Raw genomic sequence first — 21,813 nt, 5'->3', positions numbered from 1 at the left:
CTTACACCCGAGGCCGTGAACGACAACAACAATAAAGAGGTGGCTATGCGCAATGCCCCATCACTTGCCACGCCCCATCCAGGCTCGGCGGGCCGCCCTGCTGCAGCCTGGTTGCAGGTGCGTGTCGGGTTCATTCCTCTGATCATTTATGTGCCACTCGCATTGCTGATCGGCGGCTTGATCCTGACCCAACAGTTGAAGGCGGACCTGCCCATCATGATTGCCGTGATAGGCATGGGCGGGGCGACCTGCGCCGAAATCGGCAAGCGCATTCCCGTGCTAGGCAAAATGGGCGGGGCGGCGATTGTGTCTGCGTTTCTACCCTCCTACCTGGTCAGCCTCGGCTGGGTTCACGCCGACCTGATCAAGCCGATCACCGACTTCACCAAGGCCAGTAATTTCATTTACCTGTTCGTGTCCGCCGTGGTGGTGGGCAGTATCTTCACCATGGACCGCACCCTGATTATCAAGGGCTTTGCGAAGATTTTCCTCCCGTTGGTGGTGGGGTCGGTACTTGCTCTGGCAGCCGGGGTGGCAGTAGGGGTGGCCTGTGGCATGCCGCTACGCCAGGTACTGTTTTTTGTGATTATTCCAGTGATGGGTGGCGGCCTTGGTGAAGGGGCTATCCCCCTCTCGGTAGGCTATGGCGAAATCATGGGGGTGGATTCAGGACGCATCCTGGCGCAACTGCTGCCGATCATCCTGTTGGGTAACCTGTGCGCCATCATGCTATGCGGTGCGCTAGACATGGTGGGCCGGCGTTACCCTCGCCTGACCGGCAATGGCCGCTTACAGCTCAACGAACAATTGACTGAGGAACAGCCAATCGAGGCGGCCCCTTCGGGAGACGTGGTAAACGATGTGATCGCCGCAGGCATGTGCGCCATCACGCTGTACCTGGCAGGCGTGATGATGCACGCGCTGTTCGGCCTGCCTGGCCCTGTGTGCATGTTGTTTTTGGCCGTGCTGCTCAAGCTGCTCAAGCTGATCCCCGCCCGGCTCGAACAGGGCGCACGCACCCTGTTCAGGTTCTTTACCACCTGCGTAACCTACCCGCTGCTGTTTGCCAACTCCATTGCCGTGACTCACTGGAGTGAGCTGACTTCGGCATTTCACCTCGGCAACCTGCTGACCATCCTGACGACCATCAGCGTCCTGGTACTGACGGGCTGCGTCATGGCACGCAAGCTGGGCATGTACCCGGTAGAGGTCGGCATCGTCAATGCCTGCCATAGCGGGCTGGGCGGGACGGGCGACATTGCGATCCTGACGGCCGCCAACCGTATGCAGCTGTTGCCTTTTGCGCAGATTTCCACGCGTATCGGCGGTGCGATCACCGTCATGCTGGCGTTGCTGCTGTTCTCGCAACTGCCACCGGCGTAAAGGAGGCCCACCATGGCCCTGTTTCCCGTACCTCATTCCACCTGCGTAGACCGCCCTCACCCGGTATTGCCCGCCAACGCCTGCGACACTCACTTGCATATCCTGGACGCAGGCTTTACCCCTGCCGAGGCCAGCACGCCTACGCCTGCGAACATGACCTGGGACGATTACGGCCTGCTGCAACGGCACTTGGGGTGCTGCAGGGCCGTGATCGTGCAGGCCAAACATTATGGTGTCGACAACGCTTGCCTGCTCAATGCGCTGGCCCGCAGCAATGGCCAGGCACGCGGTGTCGCGGTCGTGGACGCCGCCGTCAGCGATGCCGAGCTTGAACGTCTGCATCAGGGCGGTGTACGGGGTCTACGGTTTAGCCTATGGAACCCCGATAACGCCGTAGTGGGGTGGGAGGCGCTTGCGCCTCTGGCGGGGCGAATCGCTGAGCTGGGCTGGCATGTGCAACTGCATGCGGCCGCAGATCAACTGGTCGCCCACGCGCGGCTGATCGAGGCACTGCCCACGCCACTGGTGATCGACCACATGGGTCGCCTTCCACCCGATCAGGGCCTGGCCCACCCTGCTTCGCGCCTGATGCGCCGCTGGCTGGAGCGCGGCTCGACCTGGATCAAGCTATCCGGTGCTTACCTGAACAGCACGGCAGGCGGGCCAGGCTACGCGCCCGCCTCTCAGACAGCCCGCACCCTGGTGCAATGGGCCCCCACTCGAATGCTGTGGGGCAGCGACTGGCCGCATGTGACAGAGCAGCACAAGCCGGACGATACGCACCTGGCCAACCTTCTCGCCGACTGGGCAGGCGAGCACCGGCACGCCGTTCTGGTGACCAATCCTGCTCAGTTGTATGGCTTTACCGATTAGCCCATTGAAGGCCCCCATTTCTGGGAGCGATACCCTGTCGGAGTGTGTATGCCCTATCGGATCGAAAGACGCCGCCTGCTGGGCGCAATGGCGTGCCTGGCGGTAATGCCCTCGCGCGTATTCGCTGTGGAAAGTACTACGCCGCAGGCCCCAGCCGCTACCAAACCGCTGGCCCGGCAACTGGCCGAATACGCCTCTGGGCTGACCTATGACGACCTACCGGCGGCCATCGTAGAACGGGTCAAGGCGCACGTTATCGACGCCCTGGGGTGCGCCGTTGCCGCACTTAACCAACCCCAAGTAAAACAAGTGCGCACCCTCACCCTGGCCACTGCAGGCGGCGCCTCCACAGTCATTGGCACCGCGCGCAAAACCAGTATGGAGTTGGCGTCTTTCGCCAACGGCGCGGCCGTGCGCTACTTCGACCTCAACGACACCTACGCAGGCAAAGAGGTGGGGCACCCCAGCGACAACATCACGCCCTGCCTGGCCGTGGCTGAGGCGCAGCAGCGTTCGGGGCAGGCGCTTATTCTTGCCATCGCGCTCGCGTATGAAATCGACTGCCGGTTGCTCGACGCCGTGCAGATCAGCACCAAGGGCTGGGACCACCCTAACTACAGCTTGCCCGCCGCCGCGTTGGCAGCAGGCAGCCTGATGGCGCTTTCCACCGAACAACTGGTTCAGGCCATCAACTTGTCGTTGGCGGGGCATCTGGCGATGAACCAGACTCGCCTACAAGTGCTCTCTAACTGGAAGGGCTTGGCGGATGCCGAGGCCGGTCGCAACGCCGTATTCGCAGCACAGCTTGCGCAGGCAGGCCTCACAGGCCCGGCACCTGCCTTCGAAGGGAATGCGGGGTTCTTCAAACAGGTGTCCGGCCCGTTTGCGCTAGATACCGCGCAATTCGGCGGCCGTGGAGGCACGTTTAAAATCGCAGAGTGCCAGGTCAAGCCCTACCCTGCCCAAGCGCTATTACAAACTGCAATCGCCGCCGCTGCCAAGGTGGGGCAAGCCGTTCCTGACACAGATCAGGTTAAATCCATCCTGGTGTCGACCTCCCATGTAGGCCGCCAGTATTCAGCAGAATCCCCAGAGAAGTTTGCCCCCAAGACTCGAGAAACTGCCGACCACAGCCTGCCCTATATCGTGGCCCGTGCCTTGATCGATCGCGAAATCAAAGACGCCAGTTACTCGGATGACGCACTGAAGGACCCACGCTTAGTGGCGCTGCTTGGAAAGCTCACGGTAGAAGAGGACGACGCATTAACGGCACTGACGCCACAGAAGTTGCCCAACCGGGTGACCGTGACGTTGAAGGATGGGCACGTGATTACCGAGCAGGTCAATGATTTGCCAGGCTTTGGTGGCGCACCGCTGACACGCGAGGGCACGGAGGAGAAATTCCTGCGCACGGTCAAAGGCGTCTGGTCAGCCGAACAATCGCGAGCATTCTTTGACGTTGCCTGGCGTTTGGATGAGCAAAAAGACCTCACTCGCTTCTTCGAACATTTAGTAACCGCCTGAGGCCCTGAGCCCGCTACCGCGCTGGCAGCGGGCATTCAAACGTTACTCAGTGGCTGACTCGGTGTTGATGTACTCAGGCTTCTTAGCCAAGGGGAAATGACGCACTTGATCGCGCGCAGGCAAGCGCTTGGGTGGCAGCGGGTCGAGTGTCTGCGGCTGGCCCGTTTGCAGGGCCCTTTCGACCGCGGCCACCACCCTCACATCCCTCCAGCCCTCGTCGCCGTCCGGCTCTGGTGCTTGGTTGTTGAGGATGCAGTCGGAGAAGTACGCGGTTTCCCCTGAGAAGTGATCTACCACGGGGTGTTCATGGGTCTGGGTATCGTCGCCAAGGGTAGCGCGATAACTAATCCCTACGCCTTCGCCAAAGCCAAAACAGGGGGATGCTTCGATTTCCCCTTGGGTGCACACGAGCTGGAACCGTTCAGTACCGGCCAGGCTGTAGCTGACGGTGAAACTGGCCAGCCGCTCGTTGGGGAAGCGCAGGGCAACCGTGACCGTGTCCCAGCTGTTCAACTGGCAGCCCGGTGTCTTGACGCCCACCGCGCTCACTTCCATAGGCTCGTCGGCAAACAGCTGACGCACCATGTTCAAGGGGTAAGGCCCCATGTCAAAGACCGGCCCTGCCCCAAAGCCGTTGTGCATGCGGTGGTTGCCAGGTTTCACGGCCTGAGTGAAGGTGGCGGTGAACAGCCTGGGCTCACCAAATTCTTTGGCCTGTACGCGCTCGATCATTTCCAGCGTACCGGGCTCGCAGTGAAGCCGATACGCGACCATCAACTTCGCGCCAGAGCGCTTTTGTGCCTCAAGCATGGCTTGACAGTCGGCTTCGTTGGTGGCCATGGGTTTTTCCAACAGCACGTGGATGCCCGCCTCTAGCGCAGGGACTACAAACTCCAAATGCCGGAAATTCGGGGTGGCCACGTACACCGCATCAACCTCACCAGAGGCCAACATCGCTGCGTACTCCTCATAGCGGTAGCTTTTAATCTGATACAGCGCGGCCAGGCGATCAGCCTTGATGGGATCGCCGGTCACCAAGGCCGTGATCGTGGAATTACCTGTCTGGGCCACGCCCGGCATGAAGGCGCCTTGTGAAATCCAGCCACCACCTACCACGGCATAACGAATACGGCCTTGTGCATCGGGCATGTTGGTCTCCTCTGACATAAACATTCATCGGTTGCCCTTTAGCTGAGCCCTTGCGCGGAGGGGAAGTTCACTGGGAAAGCCCCCAACACCTACGTCAGGTACCGCTCATAAAATTCCATCGTGGCCAGGTTTTTGTCCTTGGCTTCGAACATGATGTCGAACCGGTCGATGAATTGCAGTGCGTAGGTGTTGGTCCAGTGGTTCCACATGCGGGCGCTGTGCAGGTACAGGTCGCGCTTATTGACCTTCTGTAGCAGCGCGGTCATGTCCAGTTTCATCTCAGGGGTGAAACCCAGTGTTTGCAAATGCTCGGGCGGCTGGGAGTAGTGCATCACCGGGCGGACGCCTCGCCAGCTCGCCACGATCTGCTCCACCCGGGGGTCGTCTGGTGCGATGTACTCGGATTCGTTGATCCAGCAGTGATGAATGTCCAGCACCACCGGTGCCAGGTCGGCCAGCGCGAGGCAGTCGTTCACGCCGTAGGTTTTCTCGTCGTTTTCGAAGGTGAGGGTATTGCGTGCCACCTCCGACAAGTGCGGCCAGACCGCCCGTACCCCTTCCACGCCCCGGCGGCCGGCCACGTGGATATTGCACTTGAAATCCTGGAAACGCTGGCCATAGCCCATCATGCGGATCATGTCGGCGTGGTATTCGAACTCGGCCACGCTGTTGCTGACCACCTCAGGCCTGTCAGAGCCCAGCACACAGTATTGCCCTGGGTGAAACGACAAGCGGATGCCGTTGGCGCGCGCGAAATCGCCGATAGCCGCAAAACGCGTGGACAGGTGCGCTTGCAACTCGGCGGTTTGATAAAAGTTCGCGACCTGGGGGTGGCTGTACAGCGGCAACAGGTCGCTGCTGAGCCTCAACATGCGCAGCGCTGGCGGTAACTGGGCGACGTAGCCCAGCAGCCGCAACTGCGCGTCCAGGTTATGCTCGATCAGCATCAAGAGTTTTTCACGCGCCGCGTCCACCGTAGCGCTGTTGATCCAGCGCAAGGTGGTGGTCCGCGGGTTGAAGGCCCGCTCTACTGCCTCCAGCTCCTTGAGCGCCAGGCTGCGGTGAGGGTGGCGGTACATGCAGGCAAAGCCTAAACGCGCCTGGGTCATGGCGAGACCTGCCACAACGCATGGAAGGGGCCTTGGGCACCGAACACCGGGTCGGACGCCGGGCAGTCGGCCTGCTGGATGGCCCGTGACTGCTCAGGGCTAGGTGCCTCACGGCAGATATCGAATGACGCGCCAGCGGGGTACGCGCCTACCACTAAAAAGTCCGGGCTGGTACTGATACGGCAATGACCGGTACCTGCGGGCAGCAGCAACAAGTCACCCGCCTTTACACTCAGCTCATGGCCCTTGGGCCCGCCCAGCATCAGCCGCGCCTCCCCTGCCGCGATGCCAAGTACCTCGTGCGCCGTGGAATGGTAGTGGTGGTAGTCGAACACCCCGTCACGCCACTGCGCGGGCCAGTGGTTCACTTCGAGCAGTTGTTCGAACGCGGTGGCGAGGTCGCTGATTTGCGACAGGACCTGGCGGTATAAGATCACCGGCAGCTCCGGATTATTAGGCACCCAGCCGTTGCGCTCCAAGCGAACGGCCTCAACGGTGGCCAGCGTGCCATCAGCCAGCATCGGCAGGCTGCCGACGGCGAGACGTACGTCCAGTGGGTGAATAAAAGCCTGGGTGGGGTGGGCCATGTCGCTCTCCTGACACAAGTGATGAGCTTGGGACAGCAGAACGGCCTGGCCTATCAATTCACCCGTTGACGCGTTGCAGCGCCAGTAATACCTCCAGGGGGTGACGCAGCTCCCGCTCGCCCAGGCGTTTGGTCTGACTGCGGCAGGAATAGCCCGTGGCCAGGGCCTCGCCCTTTTCTTGCAGCGGCGCTGCAACCTGTGCGGCCCACGACTGCTGAAATATGGCACGCGAGCTGTCCTGATTGCGCGCCTCGTGCCCGTACGTACCCGACATGCCGCAGCAACCGGTGGCCTGGGTGGTCAAGCTCAGCCCTACCCGCTTGAACAGCGCTTCCCACTGGCCGGTGCTGGCAGGTGCGTTGGTTTTTTCGGTGCAGTGCGCAAGCAGGCGGTAGCGCTCAGGGACCTGGGCTTGCAGGGTGTCAGGCAGCGCATCAAGTAGCCATTCCTGCGGCAGCTCCACAGTGGGCAACTGGGCGATACCCGGCACCTTGGCGTATTCCTGGCGGTACACCAGGGTCATGGCCGGGTCCAGGCCCACCATCCGTACCCCGAAGGCGCTCAGTGCCTGCAGTTGGCTGGCGTTGCGCACCGCTGCCTTGTTGAAGGCCCGCAGGAACCCTTGGACGTGCAACGGCTTGCCGTTGGCGAAGAAGGGCGCCAGGTAGACCTGGAAGCCCAGGCGCGACATCAGCTCGATGAGGTTGGCGAGCAGCGGGGTTTCGAAGTACCGGGTGAACGCATCCTGCACCAGAATCACGCTGCGCGCCTGTTGCGCTGCGTTCAACCCCACCAGGCGGTCAGCTGTAGCAGGCTGCACTTTCCAGCGGCGCAGGCTGGCATGAAGGTTGAAATCACTGAGCAAGGGGCTGTCGACCATACCCAGCTGGCGGTGCAGCAAACGCTTGACCACCGGTGCGTTCATCACGGCGTTGTACACCTTTGGGGCGCCTGCCAGGTACGGCAAGCTGAACTCCAGCGAGCCGATCAGGTAATCCCTGGCCGGGCGCAGATAACGCGTGTGGTACAGCTCAAGGAAGCGAGAGCGAAACTCTGGCACGTTCACTTTGACCGGGCACTGGCCTGCGCAGGACTTGCACGCCAGGCAGCCGGCCATGGCGTCATACACCTCATGGGAAAAATCACCCTGCCCGCCCTGTTGCGCGCGGCTGTTGCGCCACCGCTGTGGCAAGGTCTGCCAGAAGCCTGCAGTGCGGCCCTTGACGGCAAGTACATCGACCCCCGCCTCGCCTTGCAGGCGCAACCACTCGCGCATCAGTGACGCCCGGCCTTTAGGCGACTGCGAGCGCTCGCGGGTCGACTTCCAAGAGGGGCACATGGCGTCGTTAGGGTCGTAGTTGTAGCAGGCACCATTGCCATTGCAGTGCATGGCCGTGCCGTAACTTTGCCAGACCCGCTCATCGATACGGCGGTCGAGGTCGCCGCGCAGGGGCACCTCATCGATGCGCAACAGGCTGTCGGCGCTGCCTGAAGGGGTGCAGATTTTACCGGGGTTGAGTTGGTTGTGAGGGTCGAACGCGGCCTTGAGGGCCTGCAGCGAGGGGTACAGGTCACCAAAAAACGCGGGCACGTATTCCGAGCGCACGCCTTTGCCATGTTCACCCCAGAGCAGGCCGCCGTATTTCTGCGTCAGGGCGGCAACTGCGTCGGAAATTGGCCGCACCAGCGCAGCCTGGGCCGGGTCTTTCATGTCCAAGGCGGGGCGCACATGCAATACGCCGGCATCCACGTGCCCGAACATCCCGTAGGCCAGCCCATGGCTGTCGAGCAGGGCCCGGAACTCGGCGATGTAGTCGGCCAGTTGCTCCGGCGGCACAGCGGTGTCTTCCACGAAGGGCTGCGGGCGAATTTCACCCTCCACATTGCCCAGCAACCCCACTGAGCGCTTACGCATGGCGTACACCCGGGTAACAGCGTCGTTGCCAGCGGCCAAGGTGTGACCCAGGCGCTCTACGCTTGAATCTGCCTGCAGGTGGTTAACGAACGCGGTGACTCGCTGTTCGACATCGGCCAGGTCGTCACCGGAGAACTCCACCAGGTTGATGCCCAAGGTGGCGCGGTTCGGGTCCGAGGGAAAATAGTCGGCCACGCCATGCCAGACGATATCCTTCATGGCCAGCAGCAGCACTTTGGAGTCTACCGTTTCGATGGACAACGGCTTGTGCTGGATCAAGGCCCGGGCATCACGCAGGGCATCCATGAAACTGGCGTAGCGAATGTTGACCAGCACCGAATGCTTGGGAATGGGCAATACGTTGAGGGTCGCCTCCACCACAAAGCCCAGCGAACCTTCCGCGCCGCACAGCACGCTGTTGAGGTTGAAGCGGCCGTCCGCTTCACGCAAGTGGGCGAGGTCGTAGCCGGTGAGGCAGCGGTTGAGCTTAGGGAAGCGTGCCTCGATCAACGCCGCTTGGGTTTCGTTGATGTGGCGCGCCACACGGTACACCTCACCTAGGCGGCCTTGGCGGGCGCACTGGCGGTCCAGCTCCGTGTCGTCGATGGCATGAGTGTGCAGCGCGTCCCCGCCCAGCAGTACGGAATGCAGCTCCAGTACATGGTCGCGGGTTTTGCCATAGGTGCAGCTGCCTTGGCCGCTGGCATCGGTGTTGATCATGCCGCCCAGCGTGGCGCGGTTGGAGGTGGACAGCTCGGGCGCAAAGAACAGCCCATGGGGTTTGAGCGCTGCATTGAGCTGGTCTTTTACCACCCCCGCCTGCACGCGCACGCGGCGCCGTGTGACGTCGATCTCCAGGATGTGGTTCATGTGCCGGGAGAGGTCTACCACGATGCCTTCGGTAAGGGACTGCCCGTTGGTACCGGTGCCGCCCCCGCGCGGGGTGAGCGTCACGCCACGGTAGGCCGGCTCGCCCATCAGGCGGGCGACCAGGGTGACGTCAGCGGTATCTCGCGGGAACACGGCGGCTTGAGGAAGGCGCTGGTAGATGGAGTTATCGGTGGCGAGCACGGTACGGCTGGCGTAGTCCGCGCTGATTTCACCCTTGAAGCCGCCGGTACGCAGCGCTGCAAGAAAATCACGGTAGTCGGCCTTGGCGGTGGCCGGTTGCAAGGCTGCAATCATCATCAGGCAATGGCCTCTGTCAGCGTGAAACACACGGGCGCGCTTGCCATCAGGCAGTGGCTGCGGCAGCCTCTCTCATTCAAGGTTGTCATGCTCTCGCGATTAGTGGGGCAGGACAAACGGATAATTGGCCTGCTATCGATGACTTTTCTGAATGAATCACCGACGCCTTACCCCCTCGATGTCGCTGCTACTGGCTTTCGAGGCGGCTGCCCGGCACGAAAACTACACGCGTGCGGCCGAAGAGTTGTCGTTGACCCAAAGCGCGGTGAGCCGGCAGGTACAGGCCCTGGAGCAAAGCCTGGGGCTTACGCTGTTTCGCCGTGAAGGCCGTCAGGTCCATTTGACGGATATCGGCCGGCTGTATCACCGGGAGGTGGCCGAAGCACTGGGGCAGATCCGCAGTGCCACCTTGCAAGCGCTCGCCTTTCAGTCAGGTACCGGTACGTTGCGCCTGGCCACCCTGCCCACGTTCGGGTCCAAGTGGCTGCTGCCTCGGCTGCACCTGTTTTACCGCACGCACCCAGGCATGCTGGTACACCTTCACTCACGTATCGAGCCTATCGACTTCGCTACCAGTGAAATTGATGCGGCCATTGCAGTGGGCACTGGCGAGTTGCGCGGCCTGACCTGCCATCGGTTGCAAACAGAAGAACTGGTGATCATTCACGCCCCTGAGCGTGCGTCAATGACCACGTCGAGGGTAGCGGAGCAAGTGCTGCTTAACGTGGCCAACAACCCACAGGCCTGGCCTGAATGGTTCAGCCACCACGGCCTTGCCCACCGAAGCATGCGCCTGGGGCCAAGTTTCGAGTTGACCTCGCATCTGGTCCAGGCCGTGCGTGCCGACATAGGCGTAGGGCTGGTGCCTCGCGTACTGGTGGAGGAAGAACTGGCCAGCGGGGCATTGGCGTCCAGTGGCCCGGCATTCGCCAGCAAGCGCAGCTATTACCTGATGTACCCGCCACGTAACGAGGGGTTGCCCTCGCTGCGCGCGTTCAAGGGCTGGTTGCTGGGGCAGATTTAACGCATCACGCTGTTGTAGCAGCCCAGCTTGCTGGCGACCGGCATGACTCGGTGTTAAGGCCGGTCGCCAGCAAGCCGGGCTGCTACAAGGGGCGGATAAGCGGCGTTGGTGTGCAGCGCGCATTCAAGGGCGGGTTGCTGGGGCAGATTTAACGCATCACGCTGTTGTAGCAGCCCAGCTTGCTGGCGACTGGCAAGACTCGGTGTTAAGGCCGGTCGCCGGCAAGCCGGGCTGCTACAAAGGGCGGATAAGCGGCGTTGGTGTGCAGCGCGCATTCAAGGGCGGGTTGCTGGGGCAGATTTAACGCATCACGCTGTTGTAGCAGCCCAGCTTGCTGGCGACCGGCATGACTCGGTGTTAGGCCGGTCGCCGGCAAGCCGGGCTGCTACAAGGGGCGGATAAGCGGCGTTGGTGTGCAGCGCACATTCAAGGGCGGGTTGCTGGGCAGATTTAAAGCATCACGCTGTTGTAGCAGCCCAGCTTGCTGGCGACTGGCATGACTGGGTGTTACGGCCGGTCGCCGGCAAGCCGGGCTGCTACAAAGGGCAGGTAAGCGGCGTTGGCGCGCAGCGCGCATTCAAGGGCGGGTTGCTGGGGCAGATTTAACGCATCACGCTGTTGTAGCAGCCCAGCTTGCTGGCGACCGGCATGACTCGGTGTTAAGGCCGGTCGCCGGCAAGCCGGGCTGCTACAAGGGGCGGATAAGCGGCGTTGGTGTGCAGCGCACATTCAAGGGCGGGTTGCTGGGCAGATTTAAAGCATCACGCTGTTGTAGCAGCCCAGCTTGCTGGCGACTGGCATGACTGGGTGTTACGGCCGGTCGCCGGCAAGCCGGGCTGCTACAAAGGGCAGGTAAGCGGCGTTGGTGTGCAGCGCACATTCAAGGGCGGGTTGCTGGGCAGATTTAACGCATCACGCTGTTGTAGCAGCCCAGCTTGCTGGCGACTGGTATGACTCGGTGTTAGGCCGGTCGCCGGCAAGCCGGGCTGCTACAAGGGGCGGATAAGCGGCGTTGGTGTGCAGCGCGCATTCAAGGGCGGGTTGCTGGGCAGATTTAAAGCATTACGCCGCTGTAGCAGCCCAGCTTGCTCGCGACTGGCATGACTTGGTGTTACGGCCGGTCGCCGGCAAGCCGGCCGCTACGAGGGGCGGATAAGCGGCGTTGGTGTGCAGCGCACATTCAAGGGCGGGTTGCTGATTTAACGCATCACGCTGTTGTAGCAGCCCAGCTTGCTGGCGACCGGCATGACTCGGTGTTAAGGCCGGTCGCCGGCAAGCCGGGCTGCTACAGCGGCGGGTGCATTACCCTGTGACGAAATGAGCGGTATTGGCGCGCAGTGCCCGGCTGCCCTCGCCTAGCCGGTCTGCTGCGTTGTGAACCTCTCGCGCCCCATCCAGCAAGCGCAGCGCCGCTTGGTCCACCTGCTGAATGTTGCTGCTCACTTGGTCTGCCGTAGCTGCTTGCTCGTCCACGGCGGTAGCGATTTGCGCCAGGGTATCGTTCACTGCCTGCGCTGCACGGGCGATTTCCACCAGGTTTGTGCCAAGGCCGGTCACGGCTGCGGCGTCCCCTTCGGCCTGCGCACAGGCCGCTTGCATCAGGTCCACGGCATGCTGCACGGTCGCCCGCAGGCTTTCTACCGTGGTCACGATCTGGGAGGTCGAGGCTTGCGTGCGTTGGGACAGGCTGCGTACCTCATCGGCCACTACCGCGAAGCCGCGCCCCTGCTCGCCTGCACGGGCCGCTTCGATCGCGGCGTTAAGGGCAAGCAGGTTAGTTTGCCCGGCGATGCCACCGATCACATCGACCACTGACTGGATCTGCTGGCCCTGCTCGCTGACCCGGCCCAGCGCCTGTGCAGTAGCGCCCAAGCGTTCGTTGAGCTGCTGAATATTGCGCGTGGTCTGCTCACTCTGGCGTGTGCTGTCCACCGCGATTTGCTGGGTGTGCCGCGCGCTACTGGCCGCCTCTTCACAGCTGCGGGCCACGCCCTGGGACGTCGCCGCCAGTTCGGTGGCGGCCGTAGCAATCTGGCTGACCTGCAACTGCTGTTGCTCGACGTCCCTCAAGGTGTCACTGGCCTGTGCGGCCAGCGTAGACACCGAGCCGCCCAGTGCGTCGGTTTCTCGCCCCACGCCCCCCAGGCTGGTACGCAATTGCAGTACCGCGCTGTTCAATGCCTGAGAGATGGCAGCCAATTCATCCCTGCCCTCTACCGGCACCTGCACGCGGAGGTCACCATCACGCAAGGACTCTGCCAACGTGGTAATGCGTGCCGCGCTGCGGCGGATCGCTACTTGCACACAAATGAACAGGTACAGCGAGGCTAGCAGCAAGACGGCAAACCCAACCGCGATCGGAATAAACTCGCCAAGTGTTTTAGCGTGGTAATACGCAAGCTGTCGATCCAGTGCCGTCAAGGAAGCCACCCGCAGTGCCGCTACCTGCTGGCCTAGCGTGTCGATCGCGGTGTCGAACTCTGCAGCGGTCAAATTCACCGTACCCCCGAACAGCCGCTCGTCCAGCAGCTTGAGCACGCTGTCCAGCGTCATCGTGGTCTGCCCGTACTGGGTTTTCCAATCCGCCATGTTGCCTGGCAGGCGCTGGTTCAGAGCCGTACCGCTTTTCAACACCTGCTCTCGGGCATCGTTGATCCGGCTGCGCAGGTCACGCAGTTGTAACCGGCTCTGCATGGTGAACTGCCCTGAGGCCACGGACGCCTCACCCACGGCAGCCAACCTGCCTACGCGCTCGTTGAGGTCAGGGGCGCACTGGGTGGCCATCTCCATCAACAGGTAGCTTTCCATCCAAGGGTCCAGAATCAGGCCGCTGTCCATGGTCAGCTGCTCGCGCAGCAGCTGCAGCACATTGATCAAGCCGGTGAAGCGGTCGAACCCATCAGGCCACCAACCCAACCCACGCAGGGACTTCAAATCGACGCCCACTGCCCCTTCTTGTAGCGCTTTGTAACGATTCAGCGCATCAGGGCTGGCACCGGTATCACTCAACACCTGCCCTAACTGTTCCAGGGCGTGGGTGAGTTGAGGGCCAGTAGCCTCTAAGGCGCTGATGGCAGCCTTCGCGGCTGGCGTAGGCTCACGCAGGATATCCACAGCCTTCCAACGCGCGGCTTGCAGCCGCTGTTGGTTCAAGGCCTGGTCTACCGCTTCCAGCGCTTCCAGCTGTTTAACGCCATTACGCTCGCCATTAATCACGGTCAGGCGTGCATGGTAACTGTTGCCTAGCAGGATCAGGCTGGCGATAAGTGGGAGCACGAACAGCAGGAATAGCAGCCGGAACTTACCGGCGAACGTGAATCGGCCTAGCAGGCGGATTCCGGGTGAGAGCAAACTGTACATGTCCGATAGCGCTCCTGGACAACGGCTAAGCCCGGCTGGGCGGCACACTGGTTAAACGTTGCAAAAATCACACCTTATGGCCGCCCGAACAGCGATATCATATCGCCATATTAGGATCGGACGCGTGCACTCTCCATGATTGCTCTTGCAATCGAGTCCAGGCTCAGCACCTGGCGGGCTGCGCCCAGCTTGATCGCCTCACGCGGCATGCCAAACACCACGCAACTGGCTTCGTCCTGAGCATAGGTGTCGGCGCCTGCCTCCAGCATTTCTTTCAGGCCTCGTGCACCGTCATCGCCCATGCCGGTCATGATGATGCCGGTGGCGTTGGCGCCGGCACACCGGGCGACCGAGCGAAACAGCACGTCCACCGACGGCCTATGGCGATTCACATGGGGCCCGTCCATGATCTGTACGTGGTAAAACGCGCCGCTGCGCTTGAGCACCATGTGCCGCCCTCCCGGCGCGATCAACACCTCGCCAGGCAGCACCCGGTCGTTGTTCGAGGCCTCACGCACTTTGACAGCGCACAGGCTGTCCAGGCGTTGGGCGAAAGACGCGGTGAATTTCTCCGGCATGTGCTGCACCACCACAATACCCGGTGCCGTGCGCGGCAAGGCCAGCAACACCTGCTCCAGCGCTTGGGTACCGCCGGTTGACGTGCCGATCGCGACCACTCGTTCAGTGGTGCGAGCCATGGCCTGCGCAGGGCCACATGGAGGCAGGACGGCATCGGCGCTGAGCCGCTGGGGTACCACGCCGGCGGTAGGCCGCGGACGCAAGGCGCGCACGTTGGCCTTGGCCGCCGAGCGCACTGCCCTGACCAGTTCGCCTGACGACTGCAACAGAAAATCCCGAAGCCCTACCTTGGGTTTGCTGATGATGTCTGCTGCACCCGCCGCCATGGCTTGCAGTGCTGTCTCGGTGCCGCTTTCGGTCAACGTGGAACAAATCACCACGGGCGTCGGACGCTCAGCCATCACCTTGCGCAAAAAGGTCAGGCCATCCATGCGAGGCATCTCGATGTCCAGCACAATGACGTCGGGCCAACGCCGGGCCATTTTATCCAGTGCAAACAAGGGGTCGCTGGCCGCGCCTATGACTTCCATGTCCGGCTCATCCTCCAGGATGGCCTGCATGACCTGACGCACAACCGCTGAGTCATCCACGATCAGCACCCCGATGGTGGCGCGGTTAACGTTCATGGCTTGCGGTACATTGAGGGCGAAATCAATTCAAGGGTGTCGTTTACGCCATTGAGGCTTTCGGAATGGCTGATGATGAAGTGCCCGCCACGGCGCAGGTGCGGCACCAGCCGATCAATGACCCTGCGTTTGGTAGGCATATCGAAGTAAATCAATACGTTGCGTAGGAAAATCACGTCGAACTCACCCATCTTAGGCAGTGCCGCGTTGAGGTTGACCTGCACGAACTTCACCCGCTCGCGCAGGCTGCGTTCTACCAGAAAGGTACCGGCCTGGTTACCTATGCCCTTGAGGCAATAGCGCTCAAGCAATTCCCGGGGCAAGTTACGCCCACGCTCCATGGGGTAATGCCCGCGTGCAGCTTTTTCCAGCATGCGGGTGCTGATGTCCGACGCCACCACTTCCCAGGCGCCGGTGTCGAGCGCGTGATCCAGTGTCATGGCCAGGGTGTAAGGCTCCTCACCGGAAGAACAGGCCGCGCTCCAGATCCGGAATGGCCGGCCCGGCCGCGCTCCGGTAGGCAACTGCTCGCGAAGGAAGTCGAAATGCTTGGGCTCACGGTAAAAATAGGTTTCGTTGGTGGTGAGCAGGTCTAGCGCGACCTGCGCCTCGCTGACCCCCTGCGCGCTGGTAATCAGCCGAAAATACGCGCCGTAGTCGGGCAGGTCGTGGTCCCGCACCCGATTAGCCAGGCGCGACGCAACCAACGCCTGCTTGGCATCGCCCAGGTAGATACCCGCACGGCTGTAGAGCCAGGTCTGAAACTGCTTGAATTCGCCTTGGCTCAATGTTTCCACGGGTTACCCCTGGCCGTCGGTGGCATGTGCAATCGCCGTCATGTCGTCCACGCTCAGCACTTGATCGACATTCAACGCAATCACGAAGCGATCGTCGATCCGGGCCATGCCAGCGATGAAGTCCACACGAATGCGCGAGCCGAAGCTGGGCGGTGGCTCGATGGCGGAGGCGGGAATCTCTACCACGGCGGACACCGCATCCACCAGCAGCCCGAAGACCAGCGCCGGGCCTTCCTCGGCAGCGACTTCCAGGATCACGATGCAACTGCGCCGCCCTGCCACGGCGGGGGGTTGGCCGAAGCGTGCGGCCAGGTCTACCACGGGCACCACCGCGCCGCGCAGGTTGATTACCCCGCGCACGTACACGGGCATCATGGGCACCACGGTCATCTGGGTGAGCTCTATGATTTCCTTGATGCCTTGAATGGCCAGGGCATAAAACTCACCGTTGAGGCTGAAGGTCAGGTATTGGGCATCGGTCCCGGCCGTTGCCATCGAAGTAGGCGGCTGTGCGGTCATGGCTCACCTCAGAAGCGGGTAAATTCGGCTTCGGATACATCCTGGGCCGGGCCATTGCGGCGACGCGGCGCCTTGGCGGGCTGCTGCGGTGCGCTGGGGCGTTGACGAGACGACGGCGGCGAGAAGGCTGCATCGTTGGAGACGATGAAGAAGCTCATCACTTCCTGCAACTGTTCGGCCTGCGCACTCATTTCCTCAGCAGTGGCCGCCAGCTCTTCGCTGCTGGAGGCGTTCTGCTGAGTGACCTGGTTCAACTGCACCATTGCCAGGTTGATCTGGGCCACGCCTGCCGATTGCTCCTCAGACGCTGCGCTGATTTCCTGTACCAAATCCGATGTCTTGTTGATGGACGGGACCATTTCAGAAAGCAGGCCACCAGCACGTTCAGCCAGCTCTACGCTGCTACCGGACAGCTCGCCGATTTCTTGCGCGGCCACTTGGCTGCGTTCGGCCAGCTTGCGTACCTCGGCGGCCACCACGGCAAAGCCTTTGCCGTGCTCACCCGCGCGGGCTGCTTCGATGGCCGCGTTGAGCGCGAGCAGGTTGGTCTGGTAGGCAATGTCATCGATGATACCAATGCGCTGGGCGATCTTCTTCATGGCCGACACCGTGGCCTCTACCGACTTGCCGCCCTCGGATGCCTCGCGTGCAGCCTTGCTCGCCATGCCGTCGGTGACCTTGGCGTTATCGGTGTTCTGGTTGATGCTCGCGGTCATCTGTTCGATGGAGGCGCTGGTTTCCTCGACGCTGGCCGCCTGCTCGCTGGTGGCCTGGCTCATGGACTGAGCCGTGGCGCTGAGCTCTTCGGAGGCACTGGCCAGGCTGTCGGCAGCATGCCGCACCTCGCCGATGATGCGGCCCAACTGGCCCGACATGTTTTTCATGGCCAGCAGCAGCTTGCCGGTTTCGTCATGACTGCGTACTTCAACCTCGCCGGTAAGGTCACCTTTGGCCAGGCGAGTGGCAATGTCGACCGCCACGCCCAGTGGGCGGGAGATGCTGCGCGATACGAACCATGCCAGGAACAAGCCAAGGGCGATGGTGCACAACAGCACGGCGATGATGGCGCGGCGGGCGGTGTCGAAGGTGTGTTCGGCCTGGATGCCCCCTTGCGCAGCGCCGGTATCGTTGAGCTCGACCAGCTTGCTTAGGGTGTTGGCAGTACCGTCGAACACGGGCTTGGAGTCCACCGCCAGCATGGTCCTGGCCAACTCTTTATCGCCATGACGAGACAGTTGCAGCACTTTTTGGCTAAGCGCCAGATAATTACCGTATTGGGTAACGAACCGCTGGTACAGCTCAGTTTCATCAGGCCCAGACAACAGTCCCTTGTACTTTTCAATGCCATCGTCCACCGCAGCTTTGGATTGAGCCAGGCTTTGCTCCATCTCCTGCATATCAGCATCGCTATCAAACAGAATGTGCCGCGCCTCGCGAGTACGGTACTGGCTAAGGTTGTAGCGCATCGCAGCCGCCACTCGCATGGAAGGTATCCAGTTATCCGTCATCTCGCGGCTGGCGTTGTTCACGGCGCCCAACTGCAGCACTGAGAACACGCCGAGTACCGCGCACAGCGATAGCACCAGCACAAAGGAAGCCAGCAGCTTCACGGAGATTTTCATGTTGTAAAACCACTTCATGTTGACACCTCGGGACGATCCCTGGCCTTAAACGGCTTGACGAATGATCTTGGATTGATCTGCCGGGCCTGCACCTTGGCCTCCCTGCTCGATCAGGTTCTTCAGCAATGCGGGTATATCGAGGATCAGGGCTACGGCACCACTGCCCAGCACCGTTGAGCCACTGATCCCGCGCACCTGGGCAAACAGGGGGCCCAGCGGCTTGATCACGGTTTGGTATTCGCCCATCAACTGGTCGACCACGACGCCAGCCTTGAGCCCCTGGGCCTTCACCACAACGATGTTCTCGCGCCTGGCAGGCTCTCCGCTCAAGCCCAGGTAGTCCCGGAGGAAGACGAGGGGCAACACTTCTCCGCGCAGCGCTACATGGCCCTGCTCACGAAATTGCGCGCGATTGGCTGGGGGCAGCTCGATGCATTCCTGCACCACGTCCAGCGGCACGACGTAGGCACTGCCTGCACTGTCGATCAATAACCCGTCGATCATGGCCAGGGTAAGGGGCAATCGAATCCGCACCCGTGTGCCTTGGCCTGGCTCGCTGCTCAGGTCGATGGTGCCGCGAAGGCTGGTAATGTTGCGCTTGACCACGTCCATGCCCACGCCCCGCCCGGAGAGGTTGGTCACGGCTTCGGCCGTGGAGAATCCAGGCTCGAAAATCAGCGCGTACAGTTCGCGTTCGGTAGGTTCGGTGGCGCCGATCAGGCCACGCTCGCGGGCCTTCTGCAGAATGCGGTCGCGGTTGAGCCCGGCGCCGTCGTCAGCCAGCTCAAGCACGATGCTGCCTGCGTCATGAAATGCATTGAGGCGTAAGTGCCCACGGGCGGCCTTGCCGGCGGCCAGGCGCACGTCGGGCTTTTCAATACCGTGGTCCATGGCATTGCGTAGCAAATGCATCAGGGGGTCGCCGATCTTTTCGATCAGGGCCTTGTCCAGCTCCGTGTCGCCGCCACTGACGATCAGTTCGATTTCCTTGCCCAGCTCCTGGCTTACATCGCGGACCACCCGCTGGAAACGGTTGAAGGTTTCACCAATGGGCACCATGCGCATGGCCAGCGCACCGTCCAGCAGGGCTTCGAGCAGCGCGCTGACTTCGCTGTTGGCTTCGATCAGTTGCTCGTCGCCGACCTGCCGCGCCAGCAGCTGCGCACCCGCTCCGGCGGTGAGTAGCTCGCCCGCCAGGTTGATCAGTTCTTCAAGCTTGTCTGCGCGCACGCGGATATACCCCCCGGCGCGCGACTCCCGGGCCGCCGGGCTGGCTGTTGGCCCAGCCGGCACAGCAACCGCAGTAGTTACTGGTGCTGGCGCTGCAGATAACGCCTGCGCTATCGGAAAGGTGCCACAGCGCAGCAACGCCGCTTGCGTCCAGGCGGCCTCATCGCCCAATTCGCTTAGCCATTGCTCATACTGCTCAGCGGGCGTATGAGGCGCAAAGATGCGCAGGCGGCATTCGTCACGAATGAACTCAAAGGTTTCGGCAATGGTTTGCTCGTCGCGGTCGGAGCGCAGTGCGATCTCAAAGCCCAGATAGCAGCTTTCAGGGTCTAGCGTGAGCAGGCTTTCGGGCTGCTGATACACCTCGGTACCGGTGCGTTCACCGAGGGTATCGAGGTAGCGCAGGAAGGACAGCGGGTCCATGCCATTACGGAAGGTGTCAGTGCCGAAGCGCACCGAAATGTGCCAGGCCGCGAGGGTGCCGGTAGCTTCATGGGCTGCCTGGGGAGCCGCCTGAGGGGCTGCGCCAGCGCCTGGCGCCGCGCCAAACTGGCTGAGGCGTTCACGTAGGCTGTGCTCGCGGGCCAGTACCTCGGCCGAAGGCACCTGATTGTTTACCGCCACGATTTCAAGCAGCTCGCCCAGGTGATCTTTACAGGCCAGCAACAGTGCCACCATGTCGCGGGAGACCACCAGCTTGCCGGCCCTGAGCCGGTCGAGCAGGTCCTCGACAACATGAGCGAAGGCCACGACCGGGTCTAGGCCAAAAAGCCCTGCAGAGCCTTTGATGGTATGCGCGGCCCTGAAAATCGCCGCCAACTCACTGTCAGCGTCCGGCTGAGCCTCCAACAGCAGGAGCGCTTGCTCCATGTCGTTGAGCAGCTCCCGTGCTTCGGCGATAAAGGTCTGTAGGGCAGCGTCGAGGTTCAGCGGCACGGCGATATCCTGCTAAGCGGTTCAGGCCACGACGTGGTCATCGAAAGCGGCGTTGAGGCCGCACAAGGTCAAGGCTTCGTTCACAGCAGGGCTGCGCCCCGTCACCGTCAGGTGATGGCCCGTGGTTGTCAGGTGCTGGCGCAGCATTAGCAGCAGCTGTAACCCTGCGCCATCGAGTTCGCTCACGTCGGCGAGGTCTAACTGCCACGCGCAGGGTTGCTCCAGCCAAGGCCGTAGCTCGCCGTGCAGCTCCAGGGCGGTGTAGATCGTCAGGTCCGATTGCACCGCCACCTGCAGTGATCCGTCTACGCTGCGAACGTCGATCATGGCAGGATCAGTTTGGCGACAGCGGCCATCATCTGTGCAGGCTGGAACGGCTTGACCACCCACGCGCGTGCACCGGCTGCCTGGCCTTCCTGCTTGCGGCTTTCCTGAGACTCGGTAGTTAGCATGATGACGGGCGTAAACTTGTACGCCGGCAGCTTTTTAAACTCCTTCACAAACGTGATGCCATCCATGTTGGGCATGTTCACATCACTGATGACCAAGTTGATTTTCTGCCCTTTCAGCTTGCCCAGCGCATCTTTGCCATCCGACGCCTCGATGACATCGTAGCCTGCGCTTTTCAACGCGATGCCTACGACTTGCCGAATACTTGCCGAGTCGTCTACTACCAGTACTGTCTTAGCCATTGGGCCCTCCTAAAAAAACGTAATCGAATCATCCTGGGGCGCGCTGGCGGCAGTGCCGCGGTGGTTGTTGCGCTGCTCCTGCATGGCATAGGAGCGTTCCATCTGAGCGAGCCACGCTTTCACATCAATGTGCAGCGGCACACCCGCAGCCTTGCTGTCTTGAATTTGTCGGTTCAGGTCATTCAGACGGTCGGTGACCTGGGCCAGAATCTGGCTCACACGGTCTTGGAACTGCAACGCGACCAGCACCTCGCTGACCTCCGCACCGATACCTACGCTCTCGTTGCGCAACAGGTCGGCAGAGCCGCGCAGCTCTTCGGTAATGGCGGCAAAACGGGCAAGTACGCCTTCGATAGTGCCTTGGGCCTGGGTGACGATGTCGCTGTTGCGCTCACTGTTTTCCCCTGCCACATCAACCAGGCGGGTAATGGCACCGTTGATGATGTCGACCTTGGCGGACATCTTCTGGCCTGTTTCGCTAGACTGGCTCGACAACGAACGCACCGCGTCTGCGACCACCGCAAAGCCACGCCCCGCTTCGCCTGCACGCGCAGCCTCGATGGCGGCGTTAAGGGCCAACAGGTTGGTTTGCGCAGCAATAGCCGCAACCTCTGCGGCCATGGCGCGCAATTCGCCGGTGTAGCTGGTGAGGTTGCGTACTTCGCCTAGCATTTCATCCCGGCTTTGCTGGGAGGTGCGT

The 21,813-nt window shown here is 61.8% G+C and carries 17 protein-coding genes; 4 read left to right on the top strand and 13 right to left on the bottom strand.

Annotated features, from left to right (window positions below; genetic code table 11):
• Positions 1 to 45: 45 nt before the first annotated feature.
• The 3 genes from AC4LE2_RS03640 to AC4LE2_RS03630 are packed head-to-tail and all read left to right on the top strand — an operon-like array spanning position 46 to position 3,780.
• Entirely contained in the window at positions 46 to 1,383 is a 1,338-nt protein-coding gene (locus AC4LE2_RS03640; RefSeq protein WP_491824147.1) for a 2-hydroxycarboxylate transporter family protein, read from the top strand.
• A gap of 12 nt (positions 1,384 to 1,395) precedes the next feature.
• Positions 1,396 to 2,256 carry an amidohydrolase family protein gene (locus AC4LE2_RS03635; RefSeq protein WP_491824146.1) on the top strand — a complete coding sequence of 287 codons (861 nt, stop codon included), beginning with the start codon at positions 1,396 to 1,398 and terminating at the stop codon, positions 2,254 to 2,256.
• 48 nt (positions 2,257 to 2,304) lie between these two features.
• Entirely contained in the window at positions 2,305 to 3,780 is a 1,476-nt protein-coding gene (locus tag AC4LE2_RS03630) for an MmgE/PrpD family protein (RefSeq protein WP_491824145.1), read from the top strand.
• Positions 3,781 to 3,822: 42 nt separating this feature from the next.
• On the opposite strand, the gene AC4LE2_RS03625 is transcribed toward AC4LE2_RS03630, so the two are convergent.
• The 4 genes from AC4LE2_RS03625 to ydiJ form a co-directional block, all read right to left on the bottom strand.
• On the bottom strand, positions 3,823 to 4,929 hold the full coding sequence (locus AC4LE2_RS03625; protein ID WP_491824144.1) for a Gfo/Idh/MocA family protein: 1,107 nt from the start codon (positions 4,927 to 4,929) through the stop codon (positions 3,823 to 3,825).
• 89 nt (positions 4,930 to 5,018) lie between these two features.
• The gene (gene uvsE / locus AC4LE2_RS03620) at positions 5,019 to 6,038 is read right to left on the bottom strand and encodes a UV DNA damage repair endonuclease UvsE (RefSeq protein ID WP_491824143.1); all 1,020 of its coding nucleotides are present in this window, start codon (positions 6,036 to 6,038) and stop codon (positions 5,019 to 5,021) included.
• Positions 6,035 to 6,625: a cupin domain-containing protein gene (locus AC4LE2_RS03615; protein WP_491824142.1), complete on the bottom strand. Its 591-nt coding sequence runs from the start codon at positions 6,623 to 6,625 to the stop codon at positions 6,035 to 6,037. Before AC4LE2_RS03615 ends, uvsE begins: the two co-directional genes overlap by 4 nt.
• 58 nt (positions 6,626 to 6,683) lie before the next feature.
• Positions 6,684 to 9,725, bottom strand: a complete 3,042-nt coding sequence (gene ydiJ / locus AC4LE2_RS03610; protein ID WP_491828034.1) for a D-2-hydroxyglutarate dehydrogenase YdiJ — start codon at positions 9,723 to 9,725, stop codon at positions 6,684 to 6,686.
• A gap of 154 nt (positions 9,726 to 9,879) precedes the next feature.
• Here ydiJ and AC4LE2_RS03605 point away from each other — a divergent pair, with 154 nt between their 5' ends.
• The gene (locus tag AC4LE2_RS03605) at positions 9,880 to 10,752 is read left to right on the top strand and encodes a LysR substrate-binding domain-containing protein (protein ID WP_491824141.1); all 873 of its coding nucleotides are present in this window, start codon (positions 9,880 to 9,882) and stop codon (positions 10,750 to 10,752) included.
• A gap of 1,302 nt (positions 10,753 to 12,054) precedes the next feature.
• Here AC4LE2_RS03605 and AC4LE2_RS03600 read toward each other — a convergent pair.
• The 9 genes from AC4LE2_RS03600 to AC4LE2_RS03560 form a co-directional block, all read right to left on the bottom strand.
• On the bottom strand, positions 12,055 to 14,112 hold the full coding sequence (locus AC4LE2_RS03600) for a methyl-accepting chemotaxis protein (protein ID WP_491824140.1): 2,058 nt from the start codon (positions 14,110 to 14,112) through the stop codon (positions 12,055 to 12,057).
• A 110-nt stretch (positions 14,113 to 14,222) separates the two neighbouring features.
• On the bottom strand, positions 14,223 to 15,317 hold the full coding sequence (locus tag AC4LE2_RS03595; protein WP_491824139.1) for a protein-glutamate methylesterase/protein-glutamine glutaminase: 1,095 nt from the start codon (positions 15,315 to 15,317) through the stop codon (positions 14,223 to 14,225).
• The gene (locus tag AC4LE2_RS03590) at positions 15,314 to 16,114 is read right to left on the bottom strand and encodes a CheR family methyltransferase (protein ID WP_491824138.1); all 801 of its coding nucleotides are present in this window, start codon (positions 16,112 to 16,114) and stop codon (positions 15,314 to 15,316) included. Before AC4LE2_RS03590 ends, AC4LE2_RS03595 begins: the two co-directional genes overlap by 4 nt.
• A 3-nt stretch (positions 16,115 to 16,117) precedes the next feature.
• The gene (locus AC4LE2_RS03585) at positions 16,118 to 16,633 is read right to left on the bottom strand and encodes a chemotaxis protein CheW (protein WP_491824137.1); all 516 of its coding nucleotides are present in this window, start codon (positions 16,631 to 16,633) and stop codon (positions 16,118 to 16,120) included.
• An 8-nt stretch (positions 16,634 to 16,641) separates the two neighbouring features.
• The gene (locus AC4LE2_RS03580; protein WP_491824136.1) at positions 16,642 to 18,273 is read right to left on the bottom strand and encodes a methyl-accepting chemotaxis protein; all 1,632 of its coding nucleotides are present in this window, start codon (positions 18,271 to 18,273) and stop codon (positions 16,642 to 16,644) included.
• Between the two features lie 27 nt (positions 18,274 to 18,300).
• Positions 18,301 to 20,421: a chemotaxis protein CheA gene (locus AC4LE2_RS03575; RefSeq protein WP_491824135.1), complete on the bottom strand. Its 2,121-nt coding sequence runs from the start codon at positions 20,419 to 20,421 to the stop codon at positions 18,301 to 18,303.
• 21 nt (positions 20,422 to 20,442) lie between these two features.
• A complete protein-coding gene (locus AC4LE2_RS03570; protein ID WP_491824134.1) occupies positions 20,443 to 20,748 on the bottom strand; it encodes an STAS domain-containing protein in 306 nt (101 codons plus the stop codon).
• Positions 20,745 to 21,113, bottom strand: coding sequence for a response regulator (locus tag AC4LE2_RS03565; RefSeq protein WP_491824133.1), 369 nt, complete (start codon positions 21,111 to 21,113; stop codon positions 20,745 to 20,747). Before AC4LE2_RS03565 ends, AC4LE2_RS03570 begins: the two co-directional genes overlap by 4 nt.
• A 9-nt stretch (positions 21,114 to 21,122) precedes the next feature.
• On the bottom strand, positions 21,123 to 21,785 hold the full coding sequence (locus AC4LE2_RS03560) for a methyl-accepting chemotaxis protein (protein WP_491828033.1): 663 nt from the start codon (positions 21,783 to 21,785) through the stop codon (positions 21,123 to 21,125).
• Positions 21,786 to 21,813 lie beyond the last annotated feature (28 nt).

The sequence above is a fragment of the Pseudomonas sp. 9.3L genome (assembly GCF_058536285.1).
Note: the sequence above shows the minus strand (reverse complement) of the source record. Positions and strands in the feature narration are given on the sequence as shown.